At 64.4% G+C, this 13345-nt stretch carries 9 protein-coding genes; 7 read left to right on the plus strand and 2 right to left on the minus strand.

Annotated elements, in window-relative coordinates:
• Positions 1–80: 80 nt before the first annotated feature.
• Together FJ319_09110 and FJ319_09115 are read right to left on the minus strand one after the other, a co-directional pair.
• On the minus strand, positions 81–509 hold the full coding sequence (locus tag FJ319_09110) for a hypothetical protein (protein ID MBM3934444.1): 429 nt from the start codon (positions 507–509) through the stop codon (positions 81–83).
• A 21-nt stretch (positions 510–530) separates the two neighbouring features.
• Entirely contained in the window at positions 531–1751 is a 1221-nt protein-coding gene (locus tag FJ319_09115) for a beta-lactamase family protein (GenBank protein MBM3934445.1), read from the minus strand.
• A 281-nt stretch (positions 1752–2032) separates the two neighbouring features.
• On the opposite strand from FJ319_09115, the gene gyrA reads away from it, so the two are divergent.
• The 7 genes from gyrA to FJ319_09150 all read left to right on the plus strand — a co-directional run bounded on the left by gyrA (position 2033) and on the right by FJ319_09150 (position 13344).
• Positions 2033–4663, plus strand: coding sequence for a DNA gyrase subunit A (gyrA, locus tag FJ319_09120; GenBank protein ID MBM3934446.1), 2631 nt, complete (start codon positions 2033–2035; stop codon positions 4661–4663).
• 354 nt (positions 4664–5017) lie between these two features.
• Complete coding sequence (locus tag FJ319_09125; protein MBM3934447.1) at positions 5018–5656, plus strand: DUF402 domain-containing protein; 639 nt, start codon at positions 5018–5020, stop codon at positions 5654–5656.
• Positions 5657–5906: 250 nt separating this feature from the next.
• Positions 5907–7391, plus strand: a complete 1485-nt coding sequence (locus FJ319_09130; protein ID MBM3934448.1) for a M28 family peptidase — start codon at positions 5907–5909, stop codon at positions 7389–7391.
• A gap of 97 nt (positions 7392–7488) precedes the next feature.
• A complete protein-coding gene (locus FJ319_09135; protein ID MBM3934449.1) occupies positions 7489–9459 on the plus strand; it encodes a S9 family peptidase in 1971 nt (656 codons plus the stop codon).
• Complete coding sequence (locus FJ319_09140) at positions 9456–10493, plus strand: hypothetical protein (protein MBM3934450.1); 1038 nt, start codon at positions 9456–9458, stop codon at positions 10491–10493. Before FJ319_09135 ends, FJ319_09140 begins: the two co-directional genes overlap by 4 nt.
• Before the next feature lie 640 nt (positions 10494–11133).
• Positions 11134–12240, plus strand: coding sequence for a tetratricopeptide repeat protein (locus FJ319_09145; protein MBM3934451.1), 1107 nt, complete (start codon positions 11134–11136; stop codon positions 12238–12240).
• A gap of 6 nt (positions 12241–12246) precedes the next feature.
• On the plus strand, positions 12247–13344 hold the full coding sequence (locus tag FJ319_09150) for a hypothetical protein (protein MBM3934452.1): 1098 nt from the start codon (positions 12247–12249) through the stop codon (positions 13342–13344).
• The last annotated feature ends 1 nt before the right edge of the window (position 13345 follow it).

The following is a 13345-nucleotide window of genomic DNA, read 5'->3' on the forward strand; positions in this document are numbered from 1 at the left end:
GGACCCGTCTCCAGCACACCCCTCTCCTCGCCCAAGGATCGAAAGCCGGGTCCAGATCACCCTTGGAGATCGAGACTGATTCAACCAAAACCAGTCGTACTGACAAAATCACTGAGCAGTAAGACTGCCAAAGTCATTGAGCATTGACACCCCTTCCAGAAGATATCGAGCATGCCGTCGCCACGGGAGGCCATGGCGGCCCCGCCGGTCATTTGCGTGGCGAACTTGCTCCAGCCGGGCGTCCACATGTCGTCCCAGATGTAGTGGTACATGTGGTTGTCCGTGCCGTGACCGACGATATCAATGCGCCCGTCGCCCCATGAAACTGCGGCAATGCCGGAGTCGTCGGCCATAGTTACTGTTGGGCCGTCTGCATCGTTCAGGGGAGGGTCCGGCGTGGGTGTCTCAACGACGGTGTTGTGGTCTGATGGAGAATCGCCCTGGGAGCAGCCCGCCGCAGCGAACACGACCGTCACCACAAGCAGCAGAAAAACGATACGTCCGTACATATGCCGCACTCCGATGGCCGTTCAGGTCCACGTTGAAAAGGAAAGCGCACGATATGCGCTTTGAGACGCGTAATCGCGACGAATTGCGGCGCGTATAATAGCAGAATCATGGCGGATTGTCACGGCGGGCCGGCGTCTAGCCCCCAGCCCCATGTCCTCGTAGACCGCCTCGTTGACGGCGTTGTTGCGGCGGGTGTGTTTGGGCTCGCCTATCAAGCCGTTGACGGCCCAGGCGACTACCAGGCGGTTCTCGGGGTCCGCGAAGCCGATGGATGACTGGTATCCACCGTGACCAAAGGTGCGGCGTGAGGCGTGGCGGCTGAACTGGTACGGCAGCAGGACGTTCCCCTTTGCTTTCGTGTCCAGGAGGAAGCCGAGGCCCCAGTCCAGCGTGGTCTGGAAGGTCTGGTCCAGCATGCCCGTGCGGTGGCGTGCAGTCAGCGCCTCCACGGACTGAGGGCTGAGTATTCGGGGGCCGTCCGACTCTCCCCTGAACAGGAGCATCTCGTAGAAGAGCCCTAGCTCGCGGATAGGCCCCCTGCCGGAGCCGCCGGGAGAGAAGCGCGTCAGCGTGCTGTCTGGTAAGTCGACCGGTGCCGGTCCTGCGGTGGAAACGCGAAACGCCGTCCCGATGCGCGCGCGGTTGGCCTCCAGCCATGCCTGCGGGGTTGCCAGCCACGAGCTGCGCATGCCCAGCGGCTCGAACACCTCCTCCCTCGCATACACGTCGTATGGCCTGCCGTCCAGCCGCCGGACCACCTCGCCCAGGATGAACCAGGCGGCGGCGTTGTTGTAGCCCGCCTTTCGCCCGGGCTGCCAGTCCGGGTTAAGCTCCGCGTCGCAGACCCTCGCGATCGTTTCGCTGTAGTCCAGGTCCTGCCACGGAAGGTCGATGTTTTTCAGGCCGGACGTGTGCGTGAGAAGGTGGCGCAAGGTCACCCTGTCTTTACCATTTTTTGAGAACTCCGGAACGATGTCCCCAACACGGTCATCGAGGTCGAGTTTTCCGGCCTCCCAAAGGCGGGCTATCGCGACCGCGCAAACCGGCTTGACCGAGGACATCCACGGCAGCACAAATTCCGTCGTCAACGGGGTGCCGGGACGGGCCTCTCCCAGCGCGAAATCCGCCACCGGAATACCGTCCCGCGAAACGTACACCTGCGCACCGAGGTGAAGGCCCTCGCGGATACCCGACTCCAGGACCCCTACTGTCCTTGGCAACGCCTTTCGTGGCTCCTGCATGGTCACTCCTTGCCCGCCGACTGCCCCCGGTTACATTCCCTGCAAGCAGACGCGGTAAGAGAACGCTTTGGGTTGCCGGAAGAACCGGGTGTTAGGCAACGCTTACGCGCGCCGGTCGGGAGCGCTCTTGCCGGCGGTTGAACCGACCGGCATGGTAATGGGTTGAACGACACGATTTCTAACGCCCATGGAGACAAAAAAGGCACCTGAATTTCGTAGGTATTTTCAGCGGCAAATGATATAATACCAGCGTTGTGTTTCATTGTAACCAGGAGTCTTGAATGGTCACCAAAACAGCGTTCGGTTTTGTGAAGCCGCAGATCCTTGAGGAGGAGATGCGGACTTCATACATGCAGTACTCCATGAGCGTCATCGTGGCGCGGGCCTTGCCGGACGTGCGCGACGGCCTCAAGCCCGTGCAGCGGCGCATCCTGTACGCGATGAACGAGCTGGGCATGCGGCCCAACACGGCGTACAAGAAGAGCGCCCGTCTCGTCGGTGAAGTGCTCGGCAAGTACCACCCCCACGGCGAGGGCGCTGTGTACGACGCGATGGTGCGCATGGCGCAGGACTTCTCAATGCGCGTGCCTCTTGTCGACGGCCAGGGCAACTTCGGCAGCGTGGACAACGACCCTCCGGCGGCGATGCGCTACACGGAGGCGCGCCTGAGCTTCGCGGCCGAAGAGATGCTGGCGAATATAGACCAGGAGACGGTCGATTACAGCGACAACTTCGACGGCACGCTGCAGGAGCCCGTGGTCCTGCCGGCCCGGCTGCCCAACCTGCTCATTAACGGAGCGGCAGGCATCGCGGTGGGCATGGCGACGAACATCCCGCCACACAACCCTTCCGAGGTCTGCGACGGCGTCATATATCTTATTGACAATCCCGACGCCACCGACCTGGACCTGATGAAGATCATAACCGGCCCGGACTTTCCGACCGGCGCGACCATCATGGGGCGCGACGGCATCCGGAGCGCCTACACGACGGGCCGCGGCAGCATCACCGTTCGGGCTGTTGCCGAGATAGAGGACATGAAGAAGTCCAACCGGCAGCAGATCGTCGTCACAGATCTGCCGTACCAGGTGAACAAGGCGGCGCTGGTTGAGAAGATTGCCGCGCTGATCAAGGAGAAGCGCCTGGAGGGAATCACCGAGATTCGCGACGAGTCCGACCGCCAGGGCATGCGCATGGTCATGGAGCTTCGCGCAGGGGCGCAGGCGCTCGTCATCCTGAATAACCTGTACAAGCTGACCGCGATGCAGAGCTCGTTCGCGGCGAACATGCTTGCTCTCGTCAACGGCATGCCGCAGGTCATCACCCTGAGGTCGGCGCTGAGCAACTACATCAGCTTCCGCCGCGAGGTTGTCACCCGCCGGACGCGCTACGAGCTCCGCAAGGCGCTGGAGCGCGCCCACATTTTGGAAGGCCTGCGCATCGCGCTGAACAACCTGGACGCAGTCATCAAGCTGATCCGGGAGTCGGCAGACGTCGAATCCGCCCGCCAGGGGCTTATGACCACGTTCAGCCTCTCGCAGATCCAGGCGCAGGCGATCCTGGACATGCAGCTCCGCAGGCTGGCGGCGCTGGAGCGCGAGAAGATAGAGAACGAGTACCAGGAGCTGATGAAGCTGATCGACGAGCTGCAGGCGCTCCTGGCGGACCCTCACAAGATCGATGGAGTTATCAAGAAGGAAACCCGGGACCTCAAGAAGAAGGTCGGCGAGGACCGCCGGACGACGATCAGCGACATGAGCACCGATATGAACCGCGAGGACTTCGAGCCTCACGAGCAGGTGGTCATTACGCTGAGCCAGGCTGGCTACATCAAGCGCATCGCCGCCAGCACGTACCGCAATCAGCACAGGGGCGGCAAGGGCGTGACGAGCATGAAGACGAGGGAGGACGACCCCGTCCGCCACATCCTCGTGTGCGACACGCACGATACGCTGCTCTACTTCACGAACACGGGCCGCGTGCTCTCCACGCGCGTATTCGACCTTCGCCCGGACTTCTCGCGCAACACGCGCGGCGTTCCTGTGGCAAACGTTATCCCGCTGGGCGGCGACGAGCGCGTGAACGCCATCGTCCACGTCCGCAGCCTCCAGCAGCAGGACGTGTTCCTCGTGATGGGCACGACCCGCGGCGAGGTAAAGCGCGTCAACCTGGCGGAGATATCGAGCATTCGCAAAGCGGGGCTGATAATCATGGCTCTGGACCAAGGGGACGAGCTTGTCACGGCGCGTCTCGGGCACGAGACCGACGACGTGACGTTCGTAACCGAGAACGGCATGTCGATCCGCTTCCCTGTTGGCCAGGTGACGGCGAGGCAGCGCGCCGCCGGTGGCGTGCGCGGCATCCTCCTCCGCCGTGGCGACAAGGTTGTGTCAATGGACATGGTGGTGCCGGACAGCAAGCTGCTTGTGGTGAGCAGGAACGGCTACGGCAAGCTGACGACGATGGACAAGTACAAGCAGCAGAACCGCGGCGGCATGGGCGTCAAGACGATGGCGATTACCGACAAGACGGGGCCTGTCGCCGCCGCCCAGATCATCGCGGACAGCGACGAGCTGTACGTGGTGTCGGAGCAGGCGCAGGTGATGCGCACAAGCCTGACGGAGATCCGCAGCACGGCGGGACGCGTTACGCAGGGCGTTCGCATCTTCACGCCTGCGCCGGGCGACGCAGTGGCATCCATGGCGTGCGTATCGGCCCTGGAAGAGGTCGGCGGCGGGGAAGAGGCGCTGCCGCTGCTGAGCGCCGTGAAGCACGTCGACGGCAAAGCGGCAAAGCGCTCCGCCAACGGCGCCACAAAGGCCGTCGAAGAGGACGAGCCTGAGGAGTCCGAGCCCGAGGCCGAAGAAGAGGCCGAGGACGGCGAAGGCGGCGAGCAGGGCAAGCTGCTGTAGCGGCAGGCGCTCTGGAGTAGAATTGCACCGCAAGGAGAGGATGGGCCGCAGGGCGCCATCCTCTCCGCGTTAATGGGGGCCTTTGTCATCCTTCGTCCGCCGCGGCGGACGAAGGATCGTTCAGGCGAGGTTCTCGGTAAATGGCGACACTATCGGGCAACGATCCCAGGCATGCCCCAGGAACGCATTCTGATGATAAGGCAGTCCGGCCCTGCAACGTCGCCTGAACGATCCCTTCGCAAAGCCTCAGGGCAGGCTCTTCGGCCGGAGCGCCTCAGGATGACAAAGGGGAGTGATGGGTATTGGAAAAGCGCAATTGACTGCCGTGCTTGTGGAGCCTGAAATGGATTCGGGATGCTGTTATCTGGTGACAAATCCATGAACGCACGCCGCTTCCGCCACGGCGACCACATCCTCGTGCGCGAGGTGTGGGAGGGAAAGCTGTGGTCGGCGCGGCCTAACATCGTCATCGCGGACACGCCGGAGCTGCTGGCGATGTATATGCCGGAGGGGACGGCCTGGCGGCGGCCCGCGACGGCAGGCGGTGGCTTCACCCGCATTCCCGCGCCGGGCTTCACCACGGCGCCGTCCCTCTGGTACAACGAGGCGGTCCGGCTGGCGGTCCCAGGGGAGGACCACAGCGTGCTGCTCCTGTGGGAGCCCTGCTTCGCGCGCATGAAGTGCTGGTACGTGAACATGGAGACGCCGCTGACCCGGACGGCTATTGGATTCGACTACATGGACCATGTGCTCGACATCGTGGTGCAACCGGACTTCACGGCGTGGAAGTGGAAGGATGAGGACGAGGTGGTAGAGTGGGTCCAGAGGGGCATGCTGACACAGGACCGTACCGACCACCTCCGGCGGGAGGGGCTGAAGGCCCTTTCGCGAATGGAGGCGCGCGAGTCGCCGTTCACAGAGGAGTGGCGGGCGTGGCGGCCCGACCCGTCGTGGCAAAGGCCTGCCCTGCCGGAAGGCTGGGACAGGCTGTAGCACGCGCCTCGCGGGTCAGCCCCGCTAACCGGCCCAGATCCCGGGCCGTTGTATTATGTAGCCCGCCCCGATGGAATCGGGGCCGGTTTTCGTGGGGGCGCACAGAAGTGCGCCCGGCCGTGGTAACAGCAATCGTAATCGTTGGCATGGAACGGGCGCCCCGATAAATCGGGGCGCCCCTACGAAAACGTGGAAACGACTCCAACGGCTAATACATAACCATCCTGGCCATGCAGCATCCGGAGGCACCTTGCGTCTGCCCTATTTCAGATACCTGATTGCAGTTGCCGCCGTATTCCTGATCGCGGCCTGCGATAGCGGTGCGGCCAATCCGGCGGCCACGCCTACGGCTGCTGAGACCGGCCCGGCTGCTGCGAAGGTTGACGGCACCACGGCGACTCGTAGCTCCAAATCGCCGGCAACCCCGGCGGCGACGCTTCCCACGGCCACACCGACAACAGCGGCGACGCTTCCCAATGCGACACCAACACCCCCGGCTACCAGCGCGCCCGTCGCCACCGTCTCAGCAGGCGCCGGACCCACTGTAATCCCTCGATCACCGCGAGAGCTGGCCGGCCCGCTTGCAGAGGCGGCGTGGGCCAACCTGGTGGAGCTGACGGACCGCCACAGCCCGCGCGCCAGCGCAACGGACGAGGAGCTTGCCGCCGCCGAGGTTATCGCGGAGCGGTTACGGGGGATTGGCTACGATGCTGCGCTGGAACCGTTCACGTTCGAGCACCTGACTCTTGAAAAGCCGGTCCTGCAGGTCAACTCACCCATTGAGCAGAAGCTCGTCTCATTCCCAATGGTGAGGTCCGGTGAAGGCTCGGCCACGGGCACGCTTGTGGACATTGGGACCGCCCGAACAACGGACATCCTGGCCGGCGGAATCGCGGGCAAGATTGCCCTGGCGCAACGCGGGACGCTGACGTTCGAAGAGAAGGCGGCGAACGCGGCGGCTGCGGGGGCGGCGGCAATCATTATCTACAACAATGCGGAAGGCTATTTCGGCGGCACACTGGCCAACGAGGCCGGCATTCCCGTCGTTTCCATCAGCAGAGAGGACGGCGAGCGGCTCAGGGGCATGATCTTCTCCGGCCAGACCGTCACCGCGACCGTGACCGTGGAGATGGTGCAACTGATCTCACGGAACGCCATCGCGGAGAAGCCGGGGACGGACCCGAATCGCGGCGTCGTCATCCTCGGCGGCCATTTCGACACGGTGCCGAAGGTGCCCGGCGCGAACGACAACGGCTCCGGCATCGCCACGCTGCTGGCGATCGCCGAGGAGATATCCGGGCGCAGCTACCCGTTCACCGTCCGGCTGGTGGCGTTCGGCAGCGAGGAGCTCGGGCTGTACGGCAGCAAGCACCACGTGGCCGCGATGAGCGAAGACGAGCGGGCGAGGGTGGTGGCGATGATGAACTTCGACGCGCTTGGCACCGGCCCCACGACGGGCATCCTGGGCGACGCTCGCCTGCTCGAGATGACCGGCGCCGTCGCCGACGCAAACGGCATTGACGCCTCCGTCCGCATGTCGCTGCCCGCCGGAACGAGCAGCGACCACGCATCGTTCATCGAGGCGAATATCCCGGCAGTCTTTTTCCTGGGTGACGACTTCTCCCGCATCCACACGCCGAACGACCGAACGGAGTTTGTTCGCCGGGAGCTGATGGGGAACGCCGCCGCGCTTGGGATCGGGCTGCTGGAGGCGCTGGCTGAGAGACGGGATTAGGGTGTTGGGTGTTGGGGGATCGGCATGAGCCTGCTGCAGGTTGCCTGTCGACGAGTGTTGCCGTACCCTAACGGCATTCAGTCGCTGAGGCCGCTGCTTGTCGAATCCGGTTGTCCCCGAACACATCTACGAAATTATCGGCGTATCCGAGCCGTGTCTGTCCCCTGACGGCTCGCTTGTGGCGTTCATGCGGTCGTCGTTTGACCAGGCGCGCGTAGAGGGACGGTCGCAGGTGATGACGGTTGCTACGGAAGGCCGCGCGCCGGAGGCGCTGACGCACGGGCCGTCCGACTCCTCGCCGAAGTTCTCACCCGACGGGGCGTCCATTGCCTTCATCCGCCCCGACGACAAGGGCCGCCGCCAGCTCTGGACTATCTCCAAAACCGGCGGCGAGGCGCGCTGCATCACCTCGCTACCCGGCGGGGCGCACTCCCCGGCGTGGTCGCCGGACTCCACGCGCATCGCTTTCGTGTCGGACGTGGACCCGGACCGCCTCCCGGACGGCCACGACCCCAAGAGGGATCCCAGGCCGCGGGTAGTGACGCGCATCCGTCACCGGTCCGATCACACCGGGTGGCGCGGAAACGCGTTCAGCCATCTGTTCGTCGTGAACGTCGGCTCCGGCGAGACGCGGCAGATCACGAACGGCGAGGGGGACGACGGGTACCCCGTTTGGTCGCCTGACGGCTCGCGGATCGCCTATATCACCGACCGCGGCGACGACCGGGACACCTCATGGCGCAGTAACGTCTATGTCGTGCCTGCCAGCGTCGGGGAGCCGGAGCTGTGGTCGGAAGGCCTGCTCATGGCAGGCGCGGCGGGATGGTCGCCGGACGGCCAGCGGCTTGCGATCGCCGGCTCGGACGACCCCGACGTGTGCGACCGCCGCGTTGGGTGGGTGTACGTCGCTGAGGCCGGTCGAAGGCCTCGGAGGGTGACCGATGGCCTGCACGCGCCCCTGCAGCCTTCACCGGGCTCCATGCAGCCCGCCGCGGAGATCGCGTGGACTCCAGACGGGCGCATTCTGTTCCTGGGCGACCACAGAGGCCAGTCTTATTTATGCACCGAGGGGCCGGACGGCGGACACGACCTTGCTATCGGTGGCGACTGGGCATGCTCATCGGTTTCCTTCGAGTCTACCGGCGGCAAGGCGGTGGTGGCTGCCTCCACTCCTACGTCACCGCCTGAACTGTACCTGGTGGACACCAGGACCGGAGAGCGCCGCCAGCTAACATTCGCCAACGCCCCGTGGCTTGCGACGCACCGGACGGCCGGACCGGAGAAGTTCACGTTCCGCCGCACGGGGCAGGAGATTGAATACCGTTTGCGGCTTCCATACGGCTTCGATCCGTCGACGCGCTATCCCCTCCTGCTGGACATCCACGGCGGCCCGCATGGGCGGTTCGGCGATGGGTGGGACAGCATTCAGCAGTCGTTCGCCGGAGCGGGCTACGTTGTCCTGGGCGTGAACTGCCGGGGCTCCTCTTCGTACGGCCCCGAGTTCGCGAAGCTGGCGTTGCGCGACTGGGGCGGCGAGGACTATCGCGATATCATGGCTGCGGTGGACGAGGCTTGCGAGCGGCCGTACATGGACTCGGGCAGGCTCTTCGTGCACGGCTACAGCTACGGCGGCTTCATGAGCGCGTGGATTGTGGGACACACGGACAGGTTCAAAGCGGCGGTGGTGGGCGCGCCGGTGGCCAATCTCGTCACGATGTACGCAACATCGGACATTGGAGTGAGCTACGGGGAGACCAACTGGGGCGGCTCTCCCATGACCTCGTTCGAGACGCTCGTAAAGCACTCCCCGCTAACGTACGCCGCGAACGTAACCACGCCGGTCCTTCTTATGCATGGGGAGGCAGACCAGCGCTGCCCCATAGAGCAGAGTGAGCAGTACTACGTTGCACTCAAGCGGCTGGGAAAGACGGTGGAGTTTGTGAGGTATCCCGGCGGCACGCACCTGTTTTTCAGCAGCGGGCGCACTGCGTACAGAATCGACTACCTGAATCGAGTTCTGGGATGGTTTGCCAAGCATCTTGACGGCCCAGGCGGAGCCAGAGAATGACGACCATTAAAGATCGGAAGAGTTTTTCAAGCGCGGACCAGGCCAAGGCTTGGGTCGCTGAGGCGAACCCTCCGTTCGCCGCGCCTGCAACGGCCGCCGAGATCGCGAAGTGGAAGCCACGCTTTAGAAAGAAGCTCGCCTCAATCCTGTGTATCGACGAGCGTCCTGCCATGCCGGAAGTGGAGGTGCTCTCCCGCCGCGTGCACGGGGACCTGAACGCCTATGAGCTGTTCATAACCCCGCCGGGAGAGCTCGGCTGGCGGGCGCTTCTTCTGGAGCCGAAAGGGCTGACGGCCAGGCGGCCGGCGTGGGTTTGCATGCACGGGGTCATAAAGGGCGGGATGTCGTCCGTCACTGGGCTCGTAGTCCGGCAGGACGGCGGCGAGGAGTCGCTCAGGGAGTTCGAGTGCGAATACGGCCTGAAGCTGGCGCAGATGGGGTACGTGACCCTCAGCTTCGACTTCCCCGGCTTCGGCTACCGCGCGGACACAGGATCGGACGGCACGGTGCAGGACGGCACGGCGGTAATAGCTCTGGATATGGGCAAGACCTACATCGGCTGGTGCGTGAGCGACGGCATGGCGGCCGTCTCCGCGCTCACCCGTTGGCCGACGGTTGACCCGCGGAGGATAGGCGCGACCGGCTTTTCGATGGGCGGGACGATGGCGGGGTACCTGGGAGCGCTGGACAGGCGGTTGTACACGGTTGCCCTGAGCGGCAGGTTCGGCTACAAGAGGCACCGCTTGCTTGAAGGCCGGAACACCAGGGCTTTCAGCTGTGTACCCGGCATGCACAAGTACATGGACGGGCCGGATGTGCTCGCCTCCATCGCGCCCAAACGCATGTATATCAACCAGGAGGTGCGCAACGATATGCCGCTGGCCGTCAGCGAGACGGAGCGTGTGCGCGCCGCCTACGAAGCGCTCGGGGCGGCAGACCGGCTCGCTATCCAGTACGATGCGCCACAGCAGCCGCGACATCGCTTCGGCGGGGCGCCGGTCTACGAATGGATGCGAAAGACGATGCCCATATGAGCGAAACGGGCGCAGCGACGGGCGGGCCGAAGTTCGCTCCGGCACTCGAGCAGGTCAAGCCGTGGGCGCGCGACATGGTGGACGGCCAGACTCTGCGGGCCCCATCCGATGCCCGCTCGATTGCGGCCTGGCGGAGGAAGGCGCGACGGCAGGTCATGACTTCGCTGGGCGTGGACCCTGCGGCCGCGGCCCGGCCGGAGTGGGATGTTCTGCAGACGTGGACGCACCGCGGATTGCGTGCCAGCCGGTTGTCCGTTGCCGCGCCCGGGGACCTGCCGTGGGAGGCGATTGTGCTGGAGCCGCCGGTGGCCGGACCCAATCACCCGGCATGGGTGTGCATCCACGGCCACGTATTCGGCGCCATGTCCTCAACGACCGGACTGGCGGTCAACGAGCCCGGCGGCGCCGAATCACTGGCGCGGTTTGAGGACGACTATGCCTTTCGCCTGGCCGAACGGGGGCACGTGACCATAGCGTTTCACGGCCCGGGCTTCGGCAACCGCGCAGACCCGGGCGCGACGCCGAATGCGCCCGCCGGATCGCCGCAGGACGGCACCCTCGTGCAGGCGATGGCGACAGGCCGCACGTACATTGGCTGGTTCGCGGCCAACGCAATATCCGCCGTATCCGTTCTACAGGCATGGCCCACCGTGGGCAGGCGGCGCGTAGGGATAGTCGGGTTCAGATCAGGGGCGGGAGTAGCTCTATACGCCGGCGCAATGGACCGGCGCATCCGCGCCGTCGCGCTAAGCGGCCGAATCGGCAACCGGCAGAACCGCCTGCTAGAGGGCGGCGCCACCGGGCTTCATGCTACCGTGCCCGGCTTGCTAAGATACGTGGACAACACGGATGCCCTCGGCCTCATTGCGCCGCGCCTGCTCTTCGTAAACCAGGAGGTCCGCAACGACGCCGATGCGGCGCTGGCCGCGCTCAGCCCGGCGCGCAGGTTGTACGAGGCGCTTGGGGCGGGCAAGAGGTTCTCAGTGCACGTGGATGCGCCCAACCCTCCGCGCCACCGCTTCGGCGGAGAGGCGATGTACCGCTGGGCAGAGCAGGTAATGCCTGTGCCGCGAAAGAGATAGTCATGAAATCGTTCGCTGGTTACATTGCGGTCACGTTCCTCGCGCTCCTGCTGGCCGCCGCGTGCGGAGGTGAAAAGGAGCTGTCCCCTGCGGAGCAGGCCCAGCTCGTCACGCACCTCAACACCGCCCGCGCGTACTTCACGGCCGGCATGGACAACCAGGCTCTCGGCGAGTACGAGATGGCGCTTGCGATCGACCCTAAGTCGGTGGACGCAATCGACGGACGCGGGGCAGTCTACCTATCCTTGGAGAGATTCGACGAGGCGTTGGTCGACTTCAACAAGGCGATAGAGCTCGACCCGGAGTTCGATGTCGCCTACCTGCACCGGGCGAACCTGTATATCAAGCAAAACAGGGTTGAGGAGGGGTTCGCCGACCTCACGAAGGCGATTGAGCTCAACCCGATAGACCCGTTCAACCACTCCTACAGGGGCGATTACTACCTTGCCGCGCGCAACTACCCAGCGGCGGTTGCGGACTACACGAAAGCCATCGAGCTTGCGCCTGAAAGCTCGCAGCTCTACAGCGTGCGAGCGACCGCTTACGCGCTAATGGGGCAGTCTGCGAAGTCCGCCCTGGACGTAACGAAGGCGGTATCGCTCGGCGCCGACCGGGCGCGACTCGAGGCGTCCATTGACAAGATCGTCCAGGACTTCAGGCAGTAGCACAGGATGCCGAAGGGCAAGCGACACCCAGCGACACTCGCCGTCAACATACTTATCGCGCTTGTCGCGGTTGCGATGTCCATAGTCCTCCTGGAGATCGGCCTCCGGTTTATGATGAACGTCTTCTCCTCGGAAGGCCCTCCCCTGCAAGTCCTGTGCGGGGACTGCCCGCAGATATATGAGCTGAATCCGGACCACCATGAGGTGAGCGCTCAGGGCTTCCGTGACAAGGAGTACGCGTTCACAAAGACGCCCGGCATCACGCGCGTTGTGGTGCTGGGCGACTCCGTAGCGTATGGGCTGTACGTATCTCCGGAGCTTGCCTTCCCCAACTTCCTCGAAAGCCGGCTGAACCGCCGGGAGAACCGCTTCGAGGTCATTAACGCCGCGGTGAGCGGGTACACGCCGTACAACGAGCTGCAGCTTTACAAGAGCAAGCTGAGGCGGCTCCGGCCGGACATAGTCGTGGTCGCCTTCTCCATGAACGACATCGTGGACCCGAAGCTGCACTGGAACTACACGCAGGACGCCATCGCGAACATCCCCGATGCCGCCATACCGAACACGGAGTACCACGAAGCGCACGTCGTGCCGACCGTCGAGGCGCTGAAAGACACTTCCCGGCCCTGGTTTGAAGAGCTCTCGCGCCTGCAGTCACGGCTCACGGCACCGGACTTTCTGGAAGACGAGCGGCTGTATACAGAGGTCAACGGGCGGCGGTGGCCAACTTACGTTACCGGAGAGGATGTGATCGGCATTCAAACGCTGATGGACTACGACTCTCCGGAGTGGGTGTGGCTGCGCTCGGTCTACGACGAGCTGCAGGCGGAGATCGAGGCGGGCGGCGCGCGGATGGTGCTGCTGGCGCTGCCGCTAGCGTACCAGATGGACCCGGACTACCCGTTCCTGCCGCAGGAGCTTCTGCGAAAGTACGCAGACGAGGCCGGCATTCAGTTCGTTGACGTTTTGCCGGCATTCAGGGCCAACGCGGAAGAGCCGATCTTCCAGGATGAGGCTCACGGTTACATGGACATCTGGCATCTGACCCGCGCGGGTCACCGGCTGGTGGCGCTTGAGCTGGAGGAGGCGCTCGGCGGCGACTAGT

It is taken from the genome of SAR202 cluster bacterium (assembly GCA_016872355.1).
Taxonomy (GTDB): Bacteria; Chloroflexota; Dehalococcoidia; order Lucifugimonadales; family VGZY01; genus VGZY01.

Coding starts and splice junctions, on each gene's coding strand:
- gyrA (MBM3934446.1), top strand. CDS start 2,033: ATGGTCACCAAAACAGCGTTCGGTTTTGTGAAGCCGCAGATCCTTGAG.
- FJ319_09125 (MBM3934447.1), top strand. CDS start 5,018: ATGCTGTTATCTGGTGACAAATCCATGAACGCACGCCGCTTCCGCCAC.
- FJ319_09110 (MBM3934444.1), bottom strand. CDS start 509: ATGTACGGACGTATCGTTTTTCTGCTGCTTGTGGTGACGGTCGTGTTC.
- FJ319_09145 (MBM3934451.1), top strand. CDS start 11,134: ATGGCCCACCGTGGGCAGGCGGCGCGTAGGGATAGTCGGGTTCAGATC.
- FJ319_09115 (MBM3934445.1), bottom strand. CDS start 1,751: ATGCAGGAGCCACGAAAGGCGTTGCCAAGGACAGTAGGGGTCCTGGAG.
- FJ319_09150 (MBM3934452.1), top strand. CDS start 12,247: ATGCCGAAGGGCAAGCGACACCCAGCGACACTCGCCGTCAACATACTT.
- FJ319_09140 (MBM3934450.1), top strand. CDS start 9,456: ATGACGACCATTAAAGATCGGAAGAGTTTTTCAAGCGCGGACCAGGCC.